The organism is Pullulanibacillus camelliae (assembly GCF_014642655.1).
Taxonomy (GTDB): domain Bacteria; phylum Bacillota; class Bacilli; order Bacillales; family Sporolactobacillaceae; genus Pullulanibacillus; species Pullulanibacillus camelliae.
This window is the reverse complement of the sequence record NZ_BMIR01000028.1, coordinates 1-24684: the sequence shown is the minus strand read 5'-3', so window position 1 is coordinate 24684 and position 24684 is coordinate 1. Positions and strand designations below refer to the sequence as shown.

General features: G+C 36.8%; 20 protein-coding genes and 1 pseudogene. 5 read left to right on the top strand and 16 right to left on the bottom strand.

All coding sequences use genetic code 11. From position 1 onward, the window contains the following. Window positions 1-53: 53 nt before the first annotated feature. The 4 genes from IEW82_RS18435 to IEW82_RS18420 all read right to left on the bottom strand — a co-directional run bounded on the left by IEW82_RS18435 (window position 54) and on the right by IEW82_RS18420 (window position 5344). On the bottom strand, window positions 54-1934 hold the full coding sequence (locus tag IEW82_RS18435) for an ABC transporter ATP-binding protein (protein ID WP_188698461.1): 1881 nt from the start codon (window positions 1932-1934) through the stop codon (window positions 54-56). A 1-nt stretch (window position 1935) separates the two neighbouring features. Then, on the bottom strand, window positions 1936-3663 hold the full coding sequence (locus IEW82_RS18430) for an ABC transporter ATP-binding protein (RefSeq protein WP_188698458.1): 1728 nt from the start codon (window positions 3661-3663) through the stop codon (window positions 1936-1938). 137 nt (window positions 3664-3800) lie between these two features. Then, window positions 3801-4247 (bottom strand): MarR family winged helix-turn-helix transcriptional regulator, encoded by a 447-nt coding sequence (locus IEW82_RS18425; protein WP_229672785.1) that lies wholly within the window; start codon window positions 4245-4247, stop codon window positions 3801-3803. A gap of 131 nt (window positions 4248-4378) precedes the next feature. After that, the gene (locus IEW82_RS18420; protein WP_188698455.1) at window positions 4379-5344 is read right to left on the bottom strand and encodes a helix-turn-helix transcriptional regulator; all 966 of its coding nucleotides are present in this window, start codon (window positions 5342-5344) and stop codon (window positions 4379-4381) included. A 101-nt stretch (window positions 5345-5445) separates the two neighbouring features. On the opposite strand from IEW82_RS18420, the gene IEW82_RS18415 reads away from it, so the two are divergent. Both IEW82_RS18415 and IEW82_RS18410 read left to right on the top strand, forming a co-directional pair. Further along, the gene (locus tag IEW82_RS18415; protein ID WP_188698452.1) at window positions 5446-5925 is read left to right on the top strand and encodes a GyrI-like domain-containing protein; all 480 of its coding nucleotides are present in this window, start codon (window positions 5446-5448) and stop codon (window positions 5923-5925) included. 439 nt (window positions 5926-6364) lie between these two features. Then, window positions 6365-6829: a DUF8821 family protein gene (locus IEW82_RS18410; RefSeq protein WP_188698449.1), complete on the top strand. Its 465-nt coding sequence runs from the start codon at window positions 6365-6367 to the stop codon at window positions 6827-6829. Between the two features lie 231 nt (window positions 6830-7060). Here the strand turns inward: IEW82_RS18410 and IEW82_RS18405 are convergent, their stop codons facing one another. Together IEW82_RS18405 and IEW82_RS18400 are read right to left on the bottom strand one after the other, a co-directional pair. Continuing rightward, window positions 7061-7324 (bottom strand): hypothetical protein, encoded by a 264-nt coding sequence (locus IEW82_RS18405; RefSeq protein WP_188698446.1) that lies wholly within the window; start codon window positions 7322-7324, stop codon window positions 7061-7063. A gap of 15 nt (window positions 7325-7339) precedes the next feature. Continuing rightward, on the bottom strand, window positions 7340-10465 hold the full coding sequence (locus IEW82_RS18400) for a DEAD/DEAH box helicase (RefSeq protein ID WP_188698445.1): 3126 nt from the start codon (window positions 10463-10465) through the stop codon (window positions 7340-7342). A 524-nt stretch (window positions 10466-10989) separates the two neighbouring features. Between IEW82_RS18400 and IEW82_RS18395 the strand changes: the two genes are divergently transcribed. Next, window positions 10990-12444, top strand: coding sequence for a lanthionine synthetase LanC family protein (locus tag IEW82_RS18395; RefSeq protein ID WP_188698440.1), 1455 nt, complete (start codon window positions 10990-10992; stop codon window positions 12442-12444). Between the two features lie 84 nt (window positions 12445-12528). Here the strand turns inward: IEW82_RS18395 and IEW82_RS18390 are convergent, their stop codons facing one another. Continuing rightward, complete coding sequence (locus IEW82_RS18390) at window positions 12529-13491, bottom strand: tetratricopeptide repeat protein (RefSeq protein WP_188698438.1); 963 nt, start codon at window positions 13489-13491, stop codon at window positions 12529-12531. Continuing rightward, window positions 13469-13720: a helix-turn-helix domain-containing protein gene (locus IEW82_RS20475; RefSeq protein WP_188698435.1), complete on the bottom strand. Its 252-nt coding sequence runs from the start codon at window positions 13718-13720 to the stop codon at window positions 13469-13471. Before IEW82_RS20475 ends, IEW82_RS18390 begins: the two co-directional genes overlap by 23 nt. A gap of 386 nt (window positions 13721-14106) precedes the next feature. On the opposite strand from IEW82_RS20475, the gene IEW82_RS18380 reads away from it, so the two are divergent. Further along, entirely contained in the window at window positions 14107-15351 is a 1245-nt protein-coding gene (locus IEW82_RS18380) for an MFS transporter (protein WP_188698432.1), read from the top strand. 49 nt (window positions 15352-15400) lie between these two features. Here the strand turns inward: IEW82_RS18380 and IEW82_RS20120 are convergent. From IEW82_RS20120 to IEW82_RS18360, 5 genes and pseudogenes are all read right to left on the bottom strand, one after another. Further along, window positions 15401-15580, bottom strand: a pseudogene (locus IEW82_RS20120) (transposase); the annotation flags it as partial. A gap of 290 nt (window positions 15581-15870) precedes the next feature. Beyond that, window positions 15871-17346 carry a glycoside hydrolase family 1 protein gene (locus tag IEW82_RS18375; RefSeq protein WP_188698429.1) on the bottom strand — a complete coding sequence of 492 codons (1476 nt, stop codon included), beginning with the start codon at window positions 17344-17346 and terminating at the stop codon, window positions 15871-15873. A 115-nt stretch (window positions 17347-17461) separates the two neighbouring features. Next, on the bottom strand, window positions 17462-17809 hold the full coding sequence (locus IEW82_RS18370; protein ID WP_188698426.1) for a PTS sugar transporter subunit IIA: 348 nt from the start codon (window positions 17807-17809) through the stop codon (window positions 17462-17464). Window positions 17810-17839: 30 nt separating this feature from the next. Continuing rightward, a complete protein-coding gene (locus IEW82_RS18365) occupies window positions 17840-19102 on the bottom strand; it encodes a PTS sugar transporter subunit IIC (protein ID WP_188698422.1) in 1263 nt (420 codons plus the stop codon). Window positions 19103-19121: 19 nt separating this feature from the next. Then, window positions 19122-19442 carry a PTS sugar transporter subunit IIB gene (locus IEW82_RS18360; protein ID WP_188698419.1) on the bottom strand — a complete coding sequence of 107 codons (321 nt, stop codon included), beginning with the start codon at window positions 19440-19442 and terminating at the stop codon, window positions 19122-19124. A gap of 193 nt (window positions 19443-19635) precedes the next feature. Here IEW82_RS18360 and IEW82_RS18355 point away from each other — a divergent pair, with 193 nt between their 5' ends. Continuing rightward, a complete protein-coding gene (locus IEW82_RS18355; protein WP_188698416.1) occupies window positions 19636-21534 on the top strand; it encodes a BglG family transcription antiterminator in 1899 nt (632 codons plus the stop codon). Window positions 21535-21693: 159 nt separating this feature from the next. On the opposite strand, the gene IEW82_RS18350 is transcribed toward IEW82_RS18355, so the two are convergent. From IEW82_RS18350 to IEW82_RS18340, 3 genes are read right to left on the bottom strand one after another with little or no spacing between them, the layout of a single operon-like run. Then, window positions 21694-22965 carry a hypothetical protein gene (locus IEW82_RS18350; RefSeq protein ID WP_188698413.1) on the bottom strand — a complete coding sequence of 424 codons (1272 nt, stop codon included), beginning with the start codon at window positions 22963-22965 and terminating at the stop codon, window positions 21694-21696. A 1-nt stretch (window position 22966) separates the two neighbouring features. Next, window positions 22967-23794 (bottom strand): serine/threonine protein kinase, encoded by an 828-nt coding sequence (locus tag IEW82_RS18345; RefSeq protein WP_188698410.1) that lies wholly within the window; start codon window positions 23792-23794, stop codon window positions 22967-22969. An 18-nt stretch (window positions 23795-23812) separates the two neighbouring features. After that, window positions 23813-24502: a hypothetical protein gene (locus IEW82_RS18340; protein WP_188698408.1), complete on the bottom strand. Its 690-nt coding sequence runs from the start codon at window positions 24500-24502 to the stop codon at window positions 23813-23815. Window positions 24503-24684: the final 182 nt, after the last annotated feature.

Genomic DNA, 24684 nt, shown 5'->3' with positions numbered 1-24684 from the left:
GATTTATTATTTGATTATCTATTGGGACCCACCTAGCAATCTACGTGGCAGCATTAATCCAACGCCCCTTCGACATTTTTAAATTGATTATAAAACATGTGATAGTATCGGCCTTGCTGCTGGATTAAATCATCGTGGCTGCCTTTTTCAATAATTTCCCCATGGTCGATCACCATAATCGTATCGGCATCACGGATAGTATTAAGACGATGGGCAATGATGAAGCTCGTACGACCTTCCATGACCGACAGTAAAGCGTCCTGGATATGAAGCTCCGTCCGCGTATCGATGCTGCTTGTCGCCTCATCTAGTATGAGCAAGGCTGGCTTTGCCAGAATGACCCTGGCGATGGCGAGTAGCTGACGCTGGCCTTGGCTAAGATTGCCGCCATTTTCCGAAAGCAGAGTATCGTACCGCTCCGGCATCCGGTTAATAAAATCATCCGCATGAGCCATTCGTGCCGCCTCTTCAACCTCTTCATCTGTGGCATCAGGATTGCCATATTTGATATTTTCCTTGATGCTCCCTGAAAATAAATACGTATCCTGGAGAACAAAACCAAAGCTTCTTCTGAGACTGTCTCGCGTGTAATTGCGGATATCCACACCATCAATTAGAATGCGCCCCTCTGTGACGTCATAAAATCGCGTCAGCAGGTTTACAATCGTCGTTTTTCCAGCTCCCGTAGGCCCAACTAACGCCGTACTCGTCCCTTGCTTTGATTCAAAGCTGACGTTCTTTAAAATGGGTGCATCGGCCCTGTATCCAAAGCTGACATTTTCAAAGACAACATGCCCCTTCGGATCTGTCAGTGTCACTGCCTTTTCCGCATCCTGCGGCTCTTCCTTTTCATCAATAATTTCAAAAACCCGCTCTGCGCCGGCAACACCCGATTGAAGGACATTAAAAATATTTGCCAAATTATTGAGAGGCTGTACAAATTGCCGTGAATACGTCAAAAAGCTCGCGATAACGCCCACGGTAATCATACTCTTCACAGCCAGAATCCCACCAACAACGGCGACCATTGTAAAGCCCAAGTTGTTGATGACGTTCATAATCGGCATAAGAAACCCTGACCATATTTGCGCCTTAAGACCGACCTTGAGCAAGGAGTGATTCACCTCTTCAAACTCTGCAATCGCCTTTTCTTCATGGTTAAAAGCCTTGACAACCTGAATGCCCGAAATCGTTTCTTCTATGTGTCCATTTAACCGCCCCAGCTCTACCTGATTATTTTTAAACAATATTGAAGTTCGGCGTGCAATAGTCCGAGTCAGTAAAAATACCAACGGAACAGTGATCAAACTGGCAATGGTTAAGATCGGGCTTAATATAAGCATCATGACAAGTGAGCCTAAAATGGCTATAACCCCTGTCATCAATTGCGTTGTTGATTGCGAAATGGTATTGCTGACGTTATCCACATCATTTGAAAGACGGCTCATGAGTTCACCGTGAGTTCTCGAATCAAAAAAAGCAATGGGGAGTTTTTGCAGTTTTTGAAACAAGTGATTGCGCAGGCTTCTCACAATGCGCTGCGAGATCCCAGCAATCATCCACCCTTGAAAAAATGTTAAGACAGCATCTGTGATATAGGCCCCTGCTAGAATGATAATCATGATTTCAAGAAGATTGAAGTTGACCTTAACACCTAATGACATGGCATCAACGGCCTTACCAATAAAATAGGGAACGGATAGTGTAACCACCGAGTCAATTAAAATAAACACAAGGATGATGGTCAAAAGCTTTCTTTCTTTGCCAAAGTAGACCCAGAGCCGCTTTAACGTTTCCTTAAAATTCTTTGGTTTCACAACAGGCCCTCTGAATCGTGATGCTCCCCCACCACCCGGACGCCCCATCGGTGAAAATCTAGGGGCTTGCGTCTGATTGCCACTATTGCCACGCGCATGTACAGATTGGTCTGCCATATTACAACACTTCCTTGCCCATTTGCGATTGGTATATTTCCTGATAGACCCGGCAGGTGTTAAGCAGTTCCGCATGCGTGCCCAAGCCGACAACTTCTCCCTGATCCATCACAATAATCTTATCTGTGTCCATCACAGAGGTAATACGCTGAGCAATGAGGAGACACGTCAGCCCTTTCGCATACTTTTTCAAGGCGGCTTTTATGCGTATTTCAGTCGCAACATCCACCGCACTTGTACTATCATCGAGAATTAGGATTTCCGGTTTTCGGACCAGAGCCCTGGCAATAGAAAGCCGTTGCTTCTGTCCACCTGAAAAGTTAACGCCGCCTTGCCCCATCCTCGTCTGGTAGCCCTCTGGCGTCTCCTGAATGAACGCATGCGCCTCGGCTAATTTAGCCGCCTGCTCGATCTCCTCCATCTCTGCCTGTTCATTTCCCCATCTAATATTTTCGAATACACTTCCCGTAAAGAGAATATTTTTCTGCGGAACTATCGCAATTTTTTCCCGCAAATCATGGGGATTAAACTGTCCGACAGGCACACCATCCACTTTGATGCTACCACTTGTGACATCATAGAATCGAGGAATGAGATTCACGAGCGTGCTTTTCCCTGATCCTGTTGACCCGATAATCCCCACCGTTTCACCCGACTCAATAGTAAAATTGATGTTTTTCAAAACCGCATCCTGTTCATTCCCCGTATAGGAAAACGTGACATGTTCAAAATCAATCCGTCCCTTTACAGGTGGTTCTTGAGGATGTTGATCATCCCAGGTGATCTTATCTTGAACGGCAAAAACCTCACCAATGCGGGAGGTTGAAGCTCTGGCCCGAACAAACATATTAAAGACCATGGAAATCATCATCAGAGAGGTCGAAATCTGCGTCATATAATTGATAAAGGCAATAATATGTCCGACGTGCATGCTGCCATTGTTAACCCCTAAGCCACCAATCCACAGAATGACGACAATTCCGAAATTAACCACCAGTAGAATCGCCGGACTAAAGATAGACATCATCCGAATCGAGGACGTCGAGCGCTGCTGCAGATGCTCATTGGCGCCACTGAACTTTTCAACTTCAAAGTCAAAACGATTAAAGGCTTTGACCACACGGACACCGGATAAGTATTCCCGCATGATACCGTTCACACGATCCAGTGCCCTTTGCACTTTCATAAATAGTGGAAACCCTAATCTCATGTTGATAATAATCAGGATAATGACAAGCGGCACGACCACAGCTAAGACAACTGAAAGCTGAGGATCAAGACGGACGGCCATAATCAAAGCGCCAATTGCCAACAGCGGTGCTTTTACAAACATTCTCATTAAGCCGTTGATAAAATTCTGCATCTGAGTCACATCGTTGGTCAGCCTTGTAATGAGAGAGGCCCTATCAAATTTATCAATGCTTTTGAAAGAAAGCGTCTGGATTTTGCGAAATAAATCTGAACGTAGATCTGCGCCAAAGTTTTGTGACACAATGCTTGCTAAAGTGCTTCTTAGCGAGGCTGCTACCGCCCCACAGGCTGTAATCAGCAGCATTAAGCCCCCCAGCTTCAAAACATAATCCATATTTTTTGAGGCTACACCAACATCAATGATCTTCGACATAATCGTCGGCTGCATAAGATCACTGAGCGCTTCACACATTAAAAAGAAAACGGCCGTAAAAAAAAGCTTCCAATACTTTTTTGCATACTTTCTTAAAAAATGCATCCATCATTCCACCTTTACACTCTCGGTAGATCGTCTTTTTCCATTATTTCTTTTATCAGTAAAAATGCTCACCGTTTACATCAAATAAACGCTGAACAGAGTAAATGTTGATGTGCCTTAACACCCTCACGTTTTTCCTAATCCGTGCGCCGCCCTGGGTCTGACACATCCTTTAAATTTTCAGCCAAGCGTTGAAGAAATTCAAGAAAGGTCTCCTGCTCGTCTTCTGAAAATCGGCTTAATCCATGGGTCAACTGTTGGAGGTAAGAAGCTCTCACTTCTTGGATAATGGTTTCTCCCTTTTTAGTCAGAGAAACCATCTTCACACGGGCTGAGGTCCCACGTTCGACATATCCCCACTTTTCAAGCCGATCGATCATTTGCGAAACCGTACTCATGCCTACATTAAAATGCTCGGCAATGCTTCCCATCGTGCACTGCTCTGATCTGCCCACATGCCGCAACAAAGTCCACTGCAGGCGTGTGATATTCTTATCGCCATTGGTCAAACGCCCTTCGCGAAGATGTCGATTAATAAACCGCCAATGCGTTAAAAATTGATCGACCTTGCTATCTTCAATCATCAAACTCCTCCCGCGAAATTTATTTTATTTAGTTTACTAAACTATTTTGGTGTTGTAAATATAAAAGCGTTGAAAGATAGACGTCCCTTGAAAAAGGCCGCTGTGACCCTTCAGATTTTATTGGGCCTCGCTTAGGGGAAGACGACGATGCTTAATCTCTGTTGTAACACTTCTAAGACTTCCTTTGGCAACGCTCTGACCTTGATATCCTCTCCAAGGAAAAGCAGCCAATTTGTTAATTCTGTCAACTCTTCCGACTGACTCACATCGATAAACGTTTTTAAAAGGGCTGTGGTTTGGTAAGGAGTCGTATAGGAAAGTGTCACTTTTAAAGGATGGTATTTTTTGAACTGAGCAATCGCTTTTGGACCCAGTTCAATCACAAGATTCTCTTCTTCCTTCTGTTGACTTAGCTTTTCTAAAATTCTTTTCTTACTCAATCGATTTTTCATCCGGTAGGGTTCAACATTTACAAGTTGATCGACAGGAAATATCTTTCTTTTTTCTTCTTTTAAATCAAAGCCTTCAATCAACCAAAAGCTTTTTTCCCGATAAAGGTGCAAGAGATAAAGGGGATAAGACTTTATAGCCTGCCCTGCTTTGATGGTAATCACCACATATTGATCCAAAAGAATCATTTGAATGAGTTCTTCTAACATTGGATGAGGAAGGTCTGACAGATCAAGGAGATCAGGATTATTAGGATTAGTCCCTTCAAAAAGCAAGAGTTGATTTAAATGAACAAGGGTCTCCTGCTGAGTTTCTGAAATAAGACCCAGTAATTTTTCAGCTAAAGACTGGCGACTCTTGAGATAAGGAAGCTGCTGATTTCTTGTGGCCATAAAGGCAATAAATAACGCTTTGATCTCATTATCTGTAAAGCGGACATTGGGCAAGACAGAGTTATTCATGACAAAATAGCCCCCATCCCTTCCCACCTCAGCGACAAGCGGCATCCCCATGGCTTCAATTTCTCTGATATCTCTGATCGCTGTCGAACGAGAGATGTTAAATTCCCGCATGATTTCAGAAATTGTAAAGCGGGAACGATTATTAATATACCGCATGATGATATTAATCCGTTCAACTTTTTTCATGGTAAGCTCCTAAACAGTATCATTTTTTGACATGATTTAAGGCTATTATAAACACATCAAGTAGAAATACAAGTCAAAATTAAAAAAGGAAGGTTTTGAACATGGAAGATTATACCGTTGAAGAAAAAGACAGCTTTACCGTTGTCGGCATTGGAACAGAGCTGAAAAGCCATTACACAGACTTCGCAGGCATCAATAAGGAAAAGTCCGACTTTTGGCAGACCCTCACACAAGCTGGCCGGCTCGACGCTTTAAAAGCGATAGCCACAAATGACTACATGCTTGCCGTGAATGAAGCAGTCAACAACAAAATGATGCATTATGCCGGCGTTATCACAGAGGCGACACTACCAGAAGCAACTCGAGTGATTCACTTCCCCAAGGGGGAATACCTCATTGTTAAGGGAGAAGCAGAAACCGCTGACGAATTGCATCATACACTCACCGACATTGCCTTTGGCCAAGTCCTGCCAGAGCTCGGTGATTTCGCCTACGTCGGCGGACCAAATGCCTCCGTTGAGATGGGCGTGCAAAACGGCCGAGTGTATGGTGAAATGTGGATCCCCATCGTAAAAAAATAGAGAAAACTTGGCTGTCGCCGCTTCGCTTAATATGCCTGTTGTGAATTTTCAAATCATACATGAGTGGCCCCCGCTCGCTTTGTACAACCATACTAAGCGTATCGCTAAGCCTCAGGTAGCCAAAGTCAGAGCATAAAAACTTACATGTTTTCACTCATATGAACACAAGCCACCCCATTCCCAGTTAGACCGCCGCCTTGATATGGAGTGAGCAGCATATAGACTTGTTGCCGCTCGAGGTAACCTTGTTGTTTCAGCTTTCAAGACCTATCATGCCTACAGAGACCTCAATGTCGAGACATCCCAGAATCACCCGTTCTAAAATTCAAAGGGGCTCAATATTCAATTCGCACATACCCTTATACACTCTTCCTTTAGGGGCGTCAGCAAAAGGTTAATACATTCTGATTACAAAATAGGAAAAAAAGGTGGGATGAACATGTCCTATGTCGTCGATTTTAAACAGGTGTCAACCGTTGGGTTAGAGTCTTCACCTGTAGCAGAAGCACTCGCTGGTCTACGTGCCAATGAAGCCCGCTACTTTATGAACAAATACAAGCATGCATTTACCGTTGTACCCGCAAGCGAAAGCCCAAGTACCCTTGATTATGTAAACCACATTTTAAAAGAAGAACGTGAGATTGTGTTTGCAGCCAAGCCTTTAGAGACATCGCGTTTCCAAGTAGAAAACATCAAATTTGCCTACGTCTTTTATGAGGACGGCCTTGCGCTCAATGTCATGTATACCATTGATAACCCTAAAAAACGCGCCGTCGGCTTTAAGCTTTCCGAAGGGATGGAGATTCCAAAGGAACTAGAAGGAACGTTTAAATTTGCTAGACAAAAATCCAAACTCGCCGGAACCATCCGCGGCTCATTCTTTGTCATCAAAGGAGAATATTAAGCCCGCAAAATTACAACTAAGCCATTCAGCACAAAAATAGAGCATCACAAGAACAAGGCCATGATTTTATATTCAAAACCAGCCCCAATTCTAGTTAGGATGGGGGCTGGTTTTTGGGAGAATTTATTGTTTGGGGTAAGATGATGCCTAAATGCAGTTTTGAGTACTTGTATAATAGAAAAAGAAAAAGCACCCAATCTTTGAGAGCATTTTCTATAATATTTTTAACAACTAATAAGAAGTAATCGTAACACCATTACTTCCTCTAAGCACGGTCAGATTTATTCTTTTATCTTCCTCTAATACATGTGCAAACGTCATTATTTTTTCAGCTAATTCAAGCGCTCTTTTTTTATCCATAACTAAGGTAGTAGCACCCTCCTTAACCCTTAGCTCCATTTCTTTAACACCGGTACTTAATTTCTTCTTTTCCTCTACTAACCTTTGAATTTCAGTATTTATAGTTTTTGAACCCCTAATAAATGGCCCTCCCAAAATAAGTTTTCTACACTATTCATTGAACGACCTATTATAGTCGTCAATGATCGAAATCGTTTGATTTGCCACTCTACTACCAAGTGATGCATACAATTTCCTGTCGCCAATAACATAAAATTCCTCTTTAGCTCGTGTAGCTGCAACATTCATTATATTGGGTTCAGAAACAGCCCATCTTGCTGCCCCACTGCTATTAGAGTCCGCCCCAAGAACAAAATAGACAATTTTTGCTTCTTTTCCTTGAAAAGTATGAACGGTTCCAATATTTGTTGATTTATCTTTTTCTCGTTTCGTGAAGTTAATTTCGTCTAAAACTTGTGCAAGTTTATAAGTCACATTTCTAAATGGGGATATCACATAGATTTCGTCAGCCATATCTGGATCTTCCTGCAAACGTTTGTCAATCAAGCTTTTCAGTAAGTCAGCTTGTTCTTTAACAAATTTGTCATTTGCTTTTCCTATTGAATCATACCATTGTGATTTTCCTTGTGACTCATCTTCTGTTTTACCTTGTACCATCAACCCATCATACGAGATTTCATTTGAAATCGTAAACATTGGATAGTTCGAACGTCTGTGTACCCAAAGTGGGATACCCATCCATTCATCCTCATTCTTTTGGAAGCCATACCGACTTGCGGCATCCACTATTGTTTGAGTAGACGCATCAGCAGAGACAAATTTTTCATCAACATTGTAATATCTACCAATCAAGGTCAGAACATTTGAATCTAACGTTATTACTGGTTTTATTTGTGAAGGATCCCCAACAACCATAACCTTTTTACTTCTAAAAATTGCACCAACACTTGCTTGTGGTGGTGCTTGACCGGCCTCATCTATGAATAGATTACCTATTGAATTTTCATTAAGGTTTTTAAACATTCGACCGAAACTAGCAAAAGTCGTGCTGACAACAGGGATAGTGAAATTCAGCCATTGCCATGATTCTGAAATTAACTGATGTCCATTCTGTTTCCCAATATATTCAGACTGTTTATTCCAAATGATCCTCGCCGCTTTTAAATTCTTTCTGTTTTCATATAAGAATTGCTTTCGAACTTTTAAGGCAGAGATAAATAACTCTGATTGTAAAATACGGAACTGCTTTGTGGACCATGGATTAGACTTTTGAAGTTCATCATATGATAGTGAAAAATCTAGTTCCTTTATTCCCCTTTGAAATTTGAGTTCTTCCAATAACGCAATTTCTTGTTCCAATTTTTTAAAATCATTCTGTTGAGAAATCATCCATCGATTAAAGTCCGCTTTTGTGTCCTGAATTTGTTTTTGCGCATACTCACTTTTTGTAGCATTTTCCCTTAAACTTTTTTCGCGTTGCATGTGCTCATCCAACAATTTAGTTTTTTGTTGAGAAAGATGATTTAAATGGTCATTCAAACCATTGAGAGTCTTGAAATACCGCTCAACTTTAGGTTTATTAAATATTTTCTGGAACCATAAAAAACTTGGCTTTTGTGAAGTCACTACATTATAATTTCTTTCAGCTTGAGCTTGTACATTAGTTAATTTCTCAAGTTCAATGGAAACATTGGATAAATCATTTTGCAGATTTATACTTTCTTGTCTCAGACTTTCAATTTCACGCCTTGCTTCCCTTTCCTGTGAAATTAAATTTATTCGTTTCTCTTTTTCCTCTTGTTCAAAAGCTACGAATTGCTCCTTATGCTTGGTTGTCAATTTTTTAAGAGAATACATTTTTTCGCTATATTCTTGTATTCTTTCCTTTTCAATTTTTAATTCATCATAGAGATGTAAGAAGTCTTCATATACATCTGGATTCGCTTGATAATGTTCTTCTAAATCTTTTTCAATTGCTTCAATGTTTAAAAGTAAATTATTAACGTTTGTTTCCGCTCCACCTTCTAAAGAGAATGTCCCCCAATTTTCCTCATTTAATAGCTCACTTTTCATCTCTCGATTCTTTCCGAAGCCTTCACTCGTTAATTTAGAATTAGAAACAGCTTTAAAATAATTTGCTTCCGCTAATTGCTTTTGAAAAACATCAGCAATCTCCTTGCTCTTTGGTAACTCCTTAACAATATTTTGGACTGCCCCATTGTTTGAACTTGCAACAATCATATTTTTATCTGAAATGGAAGGTGGTAAAACGCCAAGTTTAGCTCTTTGCCAGTAAACGAGACTCCCTTGAATACTTTTATTAGAAAGCTGTACAATTTCCACCGCCTGTTGCACTACTAAGTCAGCAAAAATATCTTTCAGCAGTGTTGTTTTCCCTGTTCCAGGTGGTCCGTTAACACTACGAATAGCATTTTCATCATTTAATGCTAGATTTACCGCAACTTGTTGCATAAATGAAAGCGCAAAATCAGGATGACTTGGGAATCGTCCCAACGGATAAAATTTAGGTTGTAAGATAGCCTCGAAAATATGTGGGTTAAAATGAACCGACTCTTTATGACTATCTAGATTTTGCCTGTCCCCAGAAAAGCCATTAAAATATTGATCCAAATTTTTATTAGAGACTGTCTTTACTTTATTCAGATCTTCAATAAAGAATGAGTGAAGACGTACATCACCATTATCCAAATTTCTCACAAATGCATAGCGAAAGTTTTCCCTGGAAACATTATGCTTTTGTAAAAGTTCAGAAATTGTCGCATTAAAATTCTCGGCAAATTTCCTGTTCAAATCTTCTCTAAATGCGTTTTCAACCTTAAAAAAATCTTTTGGCAAATCACCATGTTGGCGGATATAACCACTCATTGTAAAGAACAATTTGTCTGCTATAAAATTTAATTGGTTATCGAAATATAAAGAGAAGGTGAATTTGTCAGAGTTACTAACTTCTTCGTAGGTTTTAGCAATCTTGTATTTCTTCCTCAATATGTCCACAACGTCTTGAAAGTTGAAAATATCAAAATATAATACTAAGCCCGACTTCTTAAAGAACTGATCTGATACATCATTTTGTTGTTTTTTTTGTTCTTCCATTTGTTGTTCTTTTTGTTTAGTTAAAAAGTCAGAAAAAAACTTATTCCAGTCCTCATCCACTGTATGTAAAGGCTTTAGCGATTTGTCTTTTTTATTAATAGATCCCTCGGATAGTTGCTCCATCGTAATCCAAGCATTTAAAATATCTTTCCTTCTATTCACGCTCTCCCTCCCCTTATCTTCTTTATATAGAAAACTTGATTTACAAGCTACAATTATGTATTGCAAAATAAACATGTAGACCTTTCATAGACAAAATTAGGTTTCAGCTAAAAGTCTCTCAAACAAATGATATTGTTTGGCTGTAATGAGACTCATCTACTTCGTTAACGTTACATTACTTTGAGGCTTTTCATTGATTTTCTTTATCATAACAAATTTCAGAACTTCCACAAAATGCTAAACATCATTTTGTATGGATTGCATTTGACTTAATGGACATGACTTATAATTTGTTATTTGCTTTTATCAATTATAAAACCTTATTTGTTTATGGTGCGGTGCAATGTGGTGATTTAAGAGGAAAAAAAAGACAAGGATTGGCTTCCCAACTCTCATCTATAAATTTCCTTATTCAAATTAGTCCCTGAACCAATTTGAATTCCAACATCACTCACGATGTATCCGTCTAGGCCTCAGTCAAAAATCTTTCTTCAACTTTCTAGTTTTATTAAACAGACATAAAGATGGCGGTAACAGATGAAGCAAATGTGTCAATAATAGATTTTGAGTTTTCTATATATGAGCCTATTGAAATAAAACCTATAAAGTCTGGGACCCCAGGATTTATTGCTCCATGGATTAACGTTGATTCCCCAGCTACCAAAAAAGATGACTGGTACGCGGTTACCCAAACTATATTTACTATGAATACATTAACAACACCTGTTAAGGGAATGTCGAATAGTTCTAAAATTAAACTGCTGAAATACATCAATTCCAATACTGAACCAAGTTCATTCTACCAAGCTCATGCAAACATTGAGATAGCTAACACCTTTATTAAAGAAGTATTAAATAATCCTCAAGAGGATTGGTCTGGTCCAGGAGCAGCTTGGTCCCTTCACAATGGTATGGCTGGAATCGTTCAAATAGCCGCATTGCTTCATATGCATTCACCACAGCATAACATTAAGGAATCAACTATCTCAAAGTACATTAGTGTGTTACATAAGTCAGTAAATTCAGTTGAGTCGCAGGCTAATGGCTTACATTTCGGACACGGAGGTTATGGACTCTCAGTGTTTTTGGCTGGAGTTGCCTGGAGTCGAGATAATTGGTTAAAAAAGGCTACTGATATTGTACTTAAAAGTTGTGAATCACAGTTACTTACACCTAAATATTTTGACTGGACACATGGTTCAGCAGGGTTGCTCCATACTGCGCTTATTATTTATAACCATACTGGTGACACCCGATTTTTAGATTTAATTTGTCGTTTGGAAGATCAACTTCTTACCAACTCAACTTATTTTGGCAAATCTTTGTTTTGGAGGAGTGAAATTGGGAAACAACATTATTTAGGCTTTGCTCATGAAATAGCTGGAATCGGTTATGCTTTATCCTCATCGTATCAAATTACGGGGAATTCAGATGCACGGTCTGCCGTTTCTAACATCTTCAATACATTGTCCGCCACTCATAGGAATTCAAACTGGAGTACTTCAGTTGAAGATGGTGAGCAACAATTTTATTGGTGCCATGGATCACCCGGGATAATCCATTTTTTAATCAGTGCTTCAGTTTGGGAAAGAGATGCGCTTAGTTTGGCAAATCAAGTAGCCACTAAGATGAACTTTATGAACGGGATGCCCCCACTTTGCCGTTGTCACGGCATTATAAGCTTAACCGCTGCTTATCAAGATTTATATAGGGCTACAGAAAACAAGATTTATCACGAAAATGTGTGTGATACTCTCGTCTACATAAACGAATTACGTGAACCAGGACAAACTAGACCAGGTTGGAGGGGAGATATGTACAAAGTTGATAATCCGAGTTTAATGACTGGTTCCTTAGGTGTTGCCTACAGTATATTGCAGAAGGCATATAATCTTCCCGACCCAATTTTGTTACGCGAACACCTTCCATACAAAAATGAGTGTATCGATAAAAACAATTTATTATTAAAATCTCATTGATAATATTTTCTCAACTTCTAGAGTCAAATTAAGATCCCTAAGATGCCAAAAACCACCTATTAAGGGTGGTTTTTGATTTAAGCTTTATTCCCAGTCTCTAAGCCAATTAGATATATGGGATTCTATTTTATTAAGATACATAACACGCGAAAGATGTAATAGTGGTTGCAAGGTATTAATCGCTTTAAGAGATTGTCCTTTATAATAGTATATCCATGCCTGAACAATCCAAAGTCGAATAAAAGTGTATGTACGACGCGTTATAGGGATAACTTCCAGCCCTTTATCAATAACCTCTTGCGCCAAGTCATATTCCCCTATTGCTACATAACTTCGTGATAATTCGTAAGCGATATGCGGTATGCTTTGGTCATTATCTAAACTAGATTCCCAAAATTTAATAAGTATTTCAATCGATTTCTTATAATTACCAAGATGGCGTTGCTCATAGGCAATAAGTGGTTCAATATAAATTTCGGATATGGCCCTATCTTTATTCTTTATAATATTTCTTAACCTTGACCATTTTTCTTTAGGGGATGTACGATTTTGGTGTATAGAAGAGGTAATTTGTCCACAGATTCCCCATGCTTCTATATGCCTTTCTCCAATGGTTGCACCTATATTCTCCGCCTTGAGAAATTCCTCATACCCAGCCGATGCTCCATAACGAGCTTGTCTAACCAATCCTAGATGTAGGTTTGCATTTGCACTTTCAAGACTTCGTGGAGGTGTCATGCTTAAAATAGATTCTAGATATGACTCTGCGAGACCATAATAATCATTATAAAAAGCCGACATTGCCATGGTTTGTAATACCCGAAAAGGTTTGATAGATTTCGGCTTTATAAATCGACTTTCAGCTTGTGAAACATCCTTTAACCCTTTATTTGATTCTCCTTTCACCATTAAAGCCCATCCACGAACAAGTTGTGCTTGACTAATTAAATCTCGATCCCCGATGTCCACCGAAATAGTCACTGCTTGATCAGACAGCTCATAGGCATCTTGAGCGTCGCCCTTTTCAATGGCTTTCCATGCATGCATGCTTGAGTAACGTATGACAAGCGTTTTCTATCGGAGTAACAGAATCCCTAAGAAAGTCGTAGCTGACTCCTAATTTTTCGGAAAGCGTTTGTAAGGATTGTGCGGTAGGTCGAATACGATCACGTTCTAGTTGGCTAACAAGGGATCTTGATACACCAGGTCCACTCAAATCAGCTTGTGAAAGCCCTCGTTCTAGACGTAATTCACGTAATTTTTTGCCGAAGGACATGATAGAACAACCCTTTCCCATTACTTCATTGTTTAACATAGTAGTCCGAATGCGGTCGCCCTCATTCATCTACCATTATTTACCTTTAATTTTACCGCTTGCACAGTTTATTTTCAATAACATATGTTAAACCGCTTATTTTATAGAGATTATGTTACTGTACATAAGTAAACAATGGTAAAAGGAGGATTTGATTGGGGCAGTGATAAAGGGAATCAAAATCTTTTTATAACGGAGATTACATTCTATGGTATTTAATACTATTAAATAATATTTATTTACTTTAATTCTCCTATTGTATTACAAAAGTTTTCTTTTCTATTGGGGGTTATTAAGGGGTCGTTAAACAAAAGAGTGGAAGAAAATACAACTATTGGGGGTGCCCTATGTCTATCCTACGTAATCGTAATTTTGCAATCTTATTCTCTGGGCAAATTGTATCTGCAATAGGTAATAATCTATTCATGATTGCTTTGCCTTGGTTTGTATTCTCAATGACTGGATCAAAATCAGACTTGGCTTTAACAGGTATTTTTCAAACTCTGCCCAGCATTGTTGGTTTATTCATTGGGGTTTTCATTGACCGATGGCGCAAGAGACGGACGCTGATTTGGACCAACATCCTGCGTGCCACTATTTCTCTTGCGCTCTATTTTGTAGTCTTGTTACATCCACCATTCATGACTTTACTTATATTAGTTTTGTTACTTGAATTAGTAGGTACCTTCTATCGCCCAGCAGAGGCGTCTTTATTACCTTTAATTTTACCTCAAGAGAAACTATCCTCCACCATGGGGCTAGTGCAATCCGGTGGTGCCTTAGCACAGTTATTTGGAGTTTTACTCGGCGGCACACTGATATTTTTGATTGGGGCACCGCTCCTATTTTTGATTAATACTATCACATTTGCCTTTTCCCTTATCAGTCTATTCTTCGTACGAGTTAAAGAAGTGGTTCCCACTCCGACAAAAAGGTCGTCTTTCGTACGTGAGTGGTTGGATGGCATTCGTACTATTGTCCGTTTAAGGGTGTTATTGAGAATCACGTTGGCTGCGATGGTAACTAATTGCGCATTGGCACCAATTGACTTAGTTATGACGGCTTGGGTTAAGGGACCAATGAACGGCAATGGATTAATGCTCGGTATCATTAACGCTTCTGTCTTTATAGGTATTTTAATTGGAGGCATGCTACTTGGACACATGAATAAACGGATTGGTTTGAAAACTATTTTATTTGCGGGATTAGTGATAGCTGATATCGGTGTTAGCTTGATTGGTATTTTCATTGATTTTTACTGGGCAATTGCTTTTGGTTTAATATCCGGATTTGCACTTGGCACTCTTAACGGATCTATCGGTGCGTTGGCACTCCAAGTCATCCCAAAGGAAATGCGGGGACGTATGTTTTCAACTCTCGGTGCTGTTTCCACGTTGGCTATTCCGCTCGGGATGGCTATTTATGGATGGCTACTGGTTTATGTGCCACTACAATGGATGTACGTATTAATTGGTCTCCCCGCCATACTTAGTGGCCTCAGCTTCTTGTTACCACTTAAAGATGGGCTTGGGCAGCTACGCGACAAAGATAACAATCAGCTGGAGCAAAAAACAGTCAATACCGATGTTTAAAGGGCAACGTTTGACCATAACATGCTGTTATCTATATCCAAGTTATTTAATAACCCTTACGATCTTCGTTGCGTTCATATTTTTCTGCACCAAGCTGATCACTGGCTTGTGCCTGTCATACCTGGTTCAATACGGATTCCAACAAGGCATGCACCCCTGCGTCTTTGGAATTTCCTAAAAATAATTGATGCAGAATCTCCGAATCTACGTTAATCTTGTATTGAGCCATTTCAAATCAACTCGCTTTCTAGAATTTTTGGTGTTGTTACCTATATTCTTAGCTGAGAGATTTGAATTTGGCTCTTCTTTTTTCACAAAACTCAATTTACACAATTATACGGGCTCAACTAACTTTTTTTCTAGGATCTTTATAAATATACCTATCCTAGAGCATAAAAAGAGAAATCCAACATTTTATTATGCTGGATTCCCCATCCTATTTTTAATGTTCCCCCACCATTTGCATTTTCGACGTACTGCGTATTTCCCTTTGTGTTGCTGAGTTTACTACCAGAATAATTATTTTTCAGAACTCATTGCATTTTCATTATCTAAATCCAATTTAGCTCCATTACTTTCAATCACTTTTTTATACCAATAAAAAGAATCTTTTTTAAACCTATCTCCTGTACCCTTACCGAAATCATCTAAATCCACATAAACAAAACCATATCTTTTAGACATTTCAGATGTCCCAGAACTTACTAAATCAATTGGAGCCCAAGTTAAATAGGCAATTATTTCTACTCCATCTTGCAAAGCCTCCGCAAGTGACAGAACATGCTCTTTTAAATAGTTAATTCTATAATCGTCATGGACTGTACCCTCTTCAAAAACATCCTCATGACCAAATCCATTTTCAGCAATCATGATTGGTTTTTGATATCGGTCCCAATATTGGCTGAGAGAGTTGTAGAAACCTAGTGGATCGATTGTCCATCCCCAGTCATTCCCTACTAAATAGGGGTTGTCACTTACAGATGCCGCATCCATAGTATTTTTCTCTGCATCAAGTGTTCTAGAATAATAATAAGAAAAAGCTAAGAAGTCACTTGTATTTTCTCTTAAAGTAATTTTATCTTCCTCACTAATATTAATATTAATATTATTTTCTTTAAAAAATCTCAACATATGTCCCGGATATTCTCCTCTTAACGGAACATCTGCAAAGAAATACTGCATACGATTTCTTTTCATTGTAAAAACTACATCTTCTGGCTTACAAGTATGTGGAAAATAAGTACAGTCAGCTAGCATAATTCCAATTTGAATATCTGGATTATGTTTTTTGGCAAATTCCTTTAATTTCGCATTAATTATGAATTGGTTATGAATTGCCTTATATTGATCTTCTTGAAAATTTTCGGTTTTATCTCTTAAAATTCCTAAAGATTTGAACCCGCAATATTGAATCAAATTAATTTGATTAAATGGAATCCAATATTTTACTTTATCTCCATATCTGTTTATTAATAATTTTCCATATCTCATCATAAAATCTATAAGTTTAGGATTCCTAAATCCTCCATATTTAGTCACTAAGTTAAGCGGAATATCATAGTGCAACATAGTCACGATAGGTTCCATTCCAGCATTAACTATTTCTTTAATAACTTTATCATAGAATTTAAGACCGTTCTCATTAGGCTCTAATTCATCACCATTTGGAAAAATTCTTGACCATGAAATAGAAAGTCGAAAACTATTAAATCCCATCTCTTTCATTAAAGCAATATCTTCCTTATACCGATAGTAAAATCCATTCCCATACCTCTTAGGATAATATCCATCCTTATCTGCGACTGCTTTTGCTAGACTTACACTAGTGTGCTCATCTTCTACTAATTCTCTTCTATTTAAACCAGCTTCAAATTTATGAATATCAGATGTTGAAAGACCTCTGCCATCCACGTCATAGGCGCCTTCTATTTGACATGCGGCCGTTGCCGCTCCCCATAGAAAACCCTTAGGAAAAATAAATTTATTGTTATTCATTGCTAGCGCCCCTTTATTTAATTTTTTACCGATAAAGTGTGCTCTTGAAAATACCATATACTTTATAAATTTTTATTTTTTTAAAATTTCAACTAAAGTTAACACTTCTATTTGTTCATTTACGTTTCAATGTCAGCTCATGTAACTCAATCATTTTATTTGTAATACGAATCTCAGACATAATCGTCATTAAATGATCTTGGGCATGATTGAATAACAAGGAAGGCTCATGTGAAATTCCCCGTGTTTCATCCTGGATAACCTTTGTTTGAGTTTGATGAGCTTTTAATATTTCTTGATCGGCTTCTTTCATTTTTTTATAAGCAACCTGAAAATCTTCTTCCTTTGCAAATTTAAATGCCTCGTCCGCTAACGCTCTTGCATTTCCTGCGTATAAAATGATCTGCATGGCAACAGTGACCAACTCATTTTCTAGTTCTTCTTTCTCAACTGAATTTGACATCCTCATCCACCAATCCTTTATTCTGTATTTCTATGCTTCTACTGTATTACTGAGTTCTTCAAACTCTTCCTGTTCTTCTTTCAATTTTTGCTTTTCATATACTTTGAAGAATGGATACCATGTAACAAGGTATATTGCTAATAATACAAAGTAAACTATTATTGCATGCAAGTCTTGAGTAATCATTACACTTGAAAAAGGTGCAGGAATTTGCCCAACTTGGATCATTTTATCTGGAATATTTAAAAGATGAGCTCGCATTACAACCCAAATAACTACCGGTCCCGTAATCCCATTAATCCACATTGGTAACATTAGAATTGGATTCATAACGACAGGAGTACTAAACATAATAGGTTCATTAATATTAAAAATAGATGGTACAATAGTTAGCCTAGATATTGTTCTCAAGTCCTTTGACTCAGAGAAAAGCATTAAGAAATTTAACCCTAAGGTAGCGCCCACACCCCCCATTGTAATTAGGGCCGCTGTGAATACTGTTTCATTGGTTACAATATTTGTTGGTTGTAAACCATGTTGTGCAGCAGCAATATTTGCAGCTATTCCAGCCATGAAAATTGGTGTTTGAATTGCAGACCACAACCATGTTGAAATTCCTAATGTGTAAAAGAAAGTCATTATAAATATAAGTAAAATAAACCCTGGTAAAGTTTGACCAAAATTTTGAATAGGTGAAAATATTTTTATAATCAAGCCAAATATATCTAAATTGAATTCGAAACTTAATAAAACAGCTAGGCCTATAGAAATAAATATTGGAATAATACTATTAATCCATCCAATTACAAAATCAGGCAAACTTGACTCGCTTAGCCAGTTGAACTTTCCAATAAGATTAAAAATAACTGAAACAAATAAACCTGCTATAATTCCCACGATAATACCTGTAGGTCCAAATCTTTCAAAATTAACTGTCATAATTCCATTATTATTAACCACTGGCTTAATAAACATGATGAACACAGAAATAGCTGTTAAACCTGCCATCACCGGATAATTAGTTCTACCCAATTTTTCCATAACTTGATTTGCCATCATAAATGCAATTAACAATCCTAACATTCCGAAAGTATAATTAGCTATTTGTCCTAAATCAGGTAAGACATGGATATAGGAGCGAATAACATTATAGAGAAAAATTAAGGATCCTGTTAAAATAAAAGGGATTATTTTTTGCATAGCACTGGATAATGCTGATACCCAAGGATTCATTGTAATCTTGTTCATTTTTGGAGCAAATGAAGTGCTCAACCAGTTCATAAAAGTCTTCAATTTCTACTCCCTCTCATTATTATTTTTTATTTTCAATGATTTCAAGAGCAAAATCTAATAACTTTTCTCCATCTAATGTGCCGTAAATCTTTTGTGGAATTACTTCTACGGGTACATCAAAAGGCTTTGCTAATTTTCTAAACTCATCCTTATGGGATTCATAGTGGGGACCTAATAGCAAAATATTTATAGATGATAAATTTGCAGCTGCTTCAGATTCGCTTTTTGCTTCAATTCTAACTTTTAGCCCCTTTTTTTTTACTGCTTTTCTAGCTTTTTGAGCTAAGAATCCACTTGACATCCCTGCTCCACAACACAATAAAATATTTAGGTTTTCCATAGTAAATTTCTCCTTTCATTTTATGCTTTTATTATGGAACAACATTTAAAACGCCTCCACTCACTTTTTGCATGATTGAGTGCAAAAAACAAATTAAAAAAGTTGCACCGCATGGTGCAATTCACAAGTTGAATTAACAACTGGTTTCGTTATAATAATTTAAATGCATAAAGGTTTAAGGTGGTGAAGAACTATGACAGACAAAAAGAAAAAATTAATACTATATTTAATGGAACAACAATTGCCATGCCCCTCGTCTGAGTTAGCAAAACTTTTGGATGTTTCTGTTCGAACGGTTAAAACTTATATAAAAGATATTAATATGATGACTGATAAAAAGATTATTCACTCCTTTAGTAAAGGTTATTTAATTAACAAACAAGATGCTCTTTCTTTTTTAGATGAAGATAATTCTCTACCTCAAAACTACTTGGAAAGAGCATACTATATTATCAAAAAGATATTAGTGGAACACAAAAATCCAAACGTTTTGGATCTCTGTGATGAACTATTTGTTGGTTATTCTACTCTTAAAGCTGACCTGACAAAGATGAACAATACTTTTCAGAAGTTTAATATTCGTTTTTATACTCAAAATGAAATATTGCATATCAACGGAGCTGAAAAAGATAAACGTTCACTATTATCAAGTGTTATTTTTGAAGAAACAAATAATCGTATAATTGATACAAATACCCTAAAACAATCATTTGCTGAAGAGGATATTGGAAAAATAACTAACATTATTAATGAATTTTTTTTAAAAAACAACTATTACCTAAATAATTTTGCTTACATGAACCTGTTATTACACTTTTCAATCCTTATTGATAGGGTTAAAAAGGGGTTCTATCTTTCAGACTTTCGAAACATTTTGACGGACAGCTCCGAGGATATGGAACTTATTGAAAAGATATCAAAAAGAATTGAAAGGGATTTTTCAATAAATTTAAATACTTATGAACGAAACGAAATTTATATTCTGTTTAAAACTAATGTTAATTATTTGGTTGATGCCAACTCAAATTTTAACCAGCTAAAAAATATAGTTGGTCCGGAAGCATTAAAAATTGTCCATGAAATAATTGATGAGGTTTCAGATTTATATTCTATTGATTTAAAACATGAAAGCTTTTTCATTCCGTTCGGTTTACACATTAAGTCATTAGTTACCAGAGCTTCCTTAAAAAAGTATAATAAAAATCCTCTTTTAGAGAACATAAAGCGGGATTGCCCTATAATATATGATATCTCGATATTTGTTTCGTTGAGACTTGCTGAAATATATAACATTAAAATAAATGAAGATGAAATCGCTTTTATAGCAATTCACATTGGAACAGAAATTGACCGTCAAAAAACTGCAACAGATAAATTAAAATGTATTCTCTTATGCCCTGATTATTTAGGTCTTAAAACTAATATTTATAATCAAATCTTACATGAATTTTCCAATGATATTGATTTGATGGCAGAAATATCCAATTTTGAAGAATTAGAAACCTACACTTTCGATTTATTAATTACAGTAATAGATGATCAGAGGAAAAATTATTATCAATCAGTATTAATTTCTCCATTCCAATTCGATAGTCAAAAAAAAGAAATACACGGTAAAATTCATGAAATTCAACAGCTCAGAAAAAAAGGAATTATTCTTGACAATTTCGAGCGATATTTTAATGAAAATTTATTCTTTAAGATGGAAGATATTTCTAAAGAAGAGGTTATCGAAAGAATATGTAATAAGATGGTAAACTTGGGCTTTGTTCAACATTCTTTTAAATCAGATGTATTTGAAAGAGAAAATGCTTCTTCTACATCCTTTGGACAAATTGCAATACCTCATTCTGTTCATATGAATGCTTTACAGACAAGCATTGGTGTAGCAATAAGTAGAAGGGGTATCACTTGGGGAGATAATATCGTGCATGTTGTCTTACTTATAGCCATTAATAAACTAGACAAACAAATATTTTTAAAAATTTACGAATCCATACTATCATTATTTGAGAATGAAAATGTCTTTGAAATGATGAAATGCGCTTCAACGCTTTCTGATTTTAAAGATACCGTTTTTACAAATATATAATTTACTATCTACTACTCTTCCTCAAAAGCCAGTTTCGAATGATAAATACCCACCTTATCTTCAAAAATTTTTACCCCTACTTATGATACGGTTCACCGTGGTAATTTAAGAGGCAAAAAAATGGGACGAGATCCAAATACTTCTCGTCTCTTTATTAGGTTATCTGTTATTTAGGTAACTTTCAAAAGCTCCTAGCCATAGGGAGATATGTCTTGAATCATCACTCAATGGATTGTCCTGTAATTTAGAATCAAGTAAAAGTCTAAAAGCCTCAGCATTTTGTAACCACCCTAGGATATATGATTCTTTTTCTTCTATACCTTCTATTTCTAACAATTCATTTGTTTTTTCCTTAAAGCACAAAATCCTATGTTGTTTAGATGCAGTTATATTGTTAAGACTTTCACGCCAATTAGGTACATTATTTGCAGAACCACCACTTATTAGTTCATTAAATAAATCTTTACTTATATTTGTGATATCTTCCTTTATAAGTCTTAGTAACCTAACATCTCTAATTTTTGATAAGTCCCTATTTGAATACAAATCAGAAATTAAGTTATGTGAGTAAAAACGTGGGTAAGACCGACCACCTGAAGCATCTATAAAATCATTAAAACACATTCTTTTGTCCTTATTAGAGTAACCGCTACCAAAAGCAGTCGCTCCTGCTCCTAAACAGGCAAAACCTAGTGAATCTATATAATTTGTAACTACAACCTTTTCATTTTGTGACAGTATATTGCAAATATGCAATATACTTTCCACAACATATTTATCATCTACCTTAGTAGATGAATCATTTGTTTGTATTGGAACTACATATACCCCATCCAATTCTGTCCTTACGGCTAAGTTGTCTAACATGGTTTGAAATAGTTTATTTGTTAAAGGGGGTTCATAGAAGAAGAGATTATCTAAGAATGCTAAAGTTACTAAAATGGGTTTTTCAAATTCATCCTGTAGTCTCTCGACAACATCAATCCATTTTAACTGTAATGCAAATTCATCTTCTGGATTTTCAATGATAGGTAGAGGTGCAATTAAATGTGTAACTCCTATAGACTCTTGAAATGCCAAACAATCTCGTATGAGGTCCATAATTTCGCTCTCTTCCGACGGAATTAGGTTATTCCACTGTACATTTTCTTTGTGTTCCTGAAACCAAGCAGTAGGTGTATATTCTCCACTATCGAAGGTAATAGCACTTCCCCCAAACCATGGGTACGTTGATAAACGTTCACAGGTCTTTTTACACTGTTCTAAATCTAATGATTTCAAATAAAATTGAGGATCAAATAGTTTCCATTTTGCGTTTTCAATTTGCTCTCTCCTGTTAGCTTGTTGTATATGTATCCCACTAGCATTAATAATAACACCGTCAGCCAATTCGTTATTACTCCATTGATAACCTAAGTTTAATAAATACACTTTACATATCCTCCTTTAAAAGTTCAATCACTTGTTTACCAGAAACAGGTCTTTTTAAAGGCTGTAGTTCCATTAGCCAATGAATTGACCTGGATAACTTTTCGTCAATATGTGTAAGGAGATTAATCGGTGTTGCCTGCATTTGACCAAAAATTAGATCTTGATTCCGATGAAATGGATGGATACCTGTTATTGCTTCATATGCCAAGACCCCAAGAGAAAACATATCGGCACGCAATGTTAAGTTGTGTCTCCCCCTTATTTGCTCAGGTGCTATATAACCCCAAGTGCCCATTATAATTTGTCCCATTGTTATTGATTCGTTATCAAGGTGTTTTGCAAAACCTAAATCTATCAAAACAAAGTCACCATTTGATAGATATAGAATATTTGCGGGTTTTAAATCACTATGAACAACTCTTAATTTCCATAAATCATCAATTGCCGACAGAATATCTATTAATAACTTTCTTGTTTCATCTAAGGTCAGTTTTCTTGTTTTTAATACTTCTTTCAAGTCGGAACCTTCCATGTAGCCCGTTGTAACAAAATAACATTGTGTATCTCTTATTGTTGCATATCCATGTTCTATCACATTGGCAAGATATGGTGAGTCAACCCTTTCAAGTTTACTCACTTCTAATTCAGCCCTCTTAACTAACTGATTGGGTGAATATACCTTTATTGCAATTTCTTGATTTGTCCTCAAATCAATTCCCTTGAATACACTACCCTGTCCGCCCTCACCAAGAGTGTCAAATACCCTGTAATATTCAAATGATGAATCTACTTCATCTATTGATAGGCTTGGATCAAAAGGATTCCCCATTTGCTTTCCTCCAATCGTTTATAGTAGTTTCCATTTTGAACGATTACAAATAAGATCTCTACATAATAGCATTCGTTGTAAAGCAAAGTCACTAGGATTAGTAAGTCTATTCTTTTTACACTTATATACCAATTTTAACTTATCTCCCCCACTGACTGTTAGTATTCCTACGTTTTTTTCAATAAATTTTTCTATTACTTCATTTGATAAACATATAGATTCATCTAGGGCTACGTATGAATAATCAGCGAATGTAAAGTTATCAACCGCTTGAGCAAGAACTGTTTTCCAATCGGATAATTTAGCCTCAATTGCAACCATATTGCCAATTTTTATACTTGACCAATCGGTTGTTTCATACATGAATTTTGATGTTTTCACTAGCAAACCATTTTCAATAAGTTTTTTTAGGTACATTTCCTTAATCGATTCACTACTCAATCTTAACTTCTTTATCAAATAATGAATACTTACCTTTCTTTTTATGTATATATCTGCAAGCACATCCAATTCAGCCATTGATAATTTGTTTAAAGCAGTCCTATATTTTTCAAACTGATTTTGCTGTGAGAAAGATATTTGGGAAAGGACTATATCCACTATACGATGGTTAACAGGCAACTCTTCTGAAACTGCATTGCACTTGAAAATTCTAACTGCATTTTGTTTGATTATTGGAGTCATTTCTTTTTCGAGTTTAAAATACATATATAATCAATCCTACTTTTTCTATTTAGTTCTAATTGTACCATTAGTATACTCTTTAACATTGGTAATATGGGTAGTCGATCACGTATAATTAAGTTCGCAAAAATAGAAAAGAGGAAAAGCCATCGGCAACTCCGAATAGGTAAGTGACCAAACAAAACCCAACAAGGAGTTGAAACGAT

Excerpts from the sequence above, each read along its gene's own strand:
- IEW82_RS18415 (WP_188698452.1), top strand. The coding sequence starts at position 5,446 with ATGGAAGATTATACCGTTGAAGAAAAAGACAGCTTTACCGTTGTCGGC.
- IEW82_RS18370 (WP_188698426.1), bottom strand. The coding sequence starts at position 17,809 with ATGTCAAATTCAGTTGAGAAAGAAGAACTAGAAAATGAGTTGGTCACT.
- IEW82_RS18340 (WP_188698408.1), bottom strand. The coding sequence starts at position 24,502 with ATGTATTTTAAACTCGAAAAAGAAATGACTCCAATAATCAAACAAAAT.
- IEW82_RS18420 (WP_188698455.1), bottom strand. The coding sequence starts at position 5,344 with ATGAAAAAAGTTGAACGGATTAATATCATCATGCGGTATATTAATAAT.
- IEW82_RS18395 (WP_188698440.1), top strand. The coding sequence starts at position 10,990 with ATGGCGGTAACAGATGAAGCAAATGTGTCAATAATAGATTTTGAGTTT.
- IEW82_RS18380 (WP_188698432.1), top strand. The coding sequence starts at position 14,107 with ATGTCTATCCTACGTAATCGTAATTTTGCAATCTTATTCTCTGGGCAA.
- IEW82_RS18390 (WP_188698438.1), bottom strand. The coding sequence starts at position 13,491 with ATGCATGCATGGAAAGCCATTGAAAAGGGCGACGCTCAAGATGCCTAT.
- IEW82_RS18355 (WP_188698416.1), top strand. The coding sequence starts at position 19,636 with ATGACAGACAAAAAGAAAAAATTAATACTATATTTAATGGAACAACAA.
- IEW82_RS20475 (WP_188698435.1), bottom strand. The coding sequence starts at position 13,720 with ATGTCCTTCGGCAAAAAATTACGTGAATTACGTCTAGAACGAGGGCTT.
- IEW82_RS18375 (WP_188698429.1), bottom strand. The coding sequence starts at position 17,346 with ATGAATAACAATAAATTTATTTTTCCTAAGGGTTTTCTATGGGGAGCG.
- IEW82_RS18425 (WP_229672785.1), bottom strand. The coding sequence starts at position 4,247 with ATGATTGAAGATAGCAAGGTCGATCAATTTTTAACGCATTGGCGGTTT.
- IEW82_RS18435 (WP_188698461.1), bottom strand. The coding sequence starts at position 1,934 with ATGGCAGACCAATCTGTACATGCGCGTGGCAATAGTGGCAATCAGACG.
- IEW82_RS18360 (WP_188698419.1), bottom strand. The coding sequence starts at position 19,442 with ATGGAAAACCTAAATATTTTATTGTGTTGTGGAGCAGGGATGTCAAGT.
- IEW82_RS18410 (WP_188698449.1), top strand. The coding sequence starts at position 6,365 with ATGTCCTATGTCGTCGATTTTAAACAGGTGTCAACCGTTGGGTTAGAG.
- IEW82_RS18345 (WP_188698410.1), bottom strand. The coding sequence starts at position 23,794 with ATGGGGAATCCTTTTGATCCAAGCCTATCAATAGATGAAGTAGATTCA.
- IEW82_RS18430 (WP_188698458.1), bottom strand. The coding sequence starts at position 3,663 with ATGCATTTTTTAAGAAAGTATGCAAAAAAGTATTGGAAGCTTTTTTTT.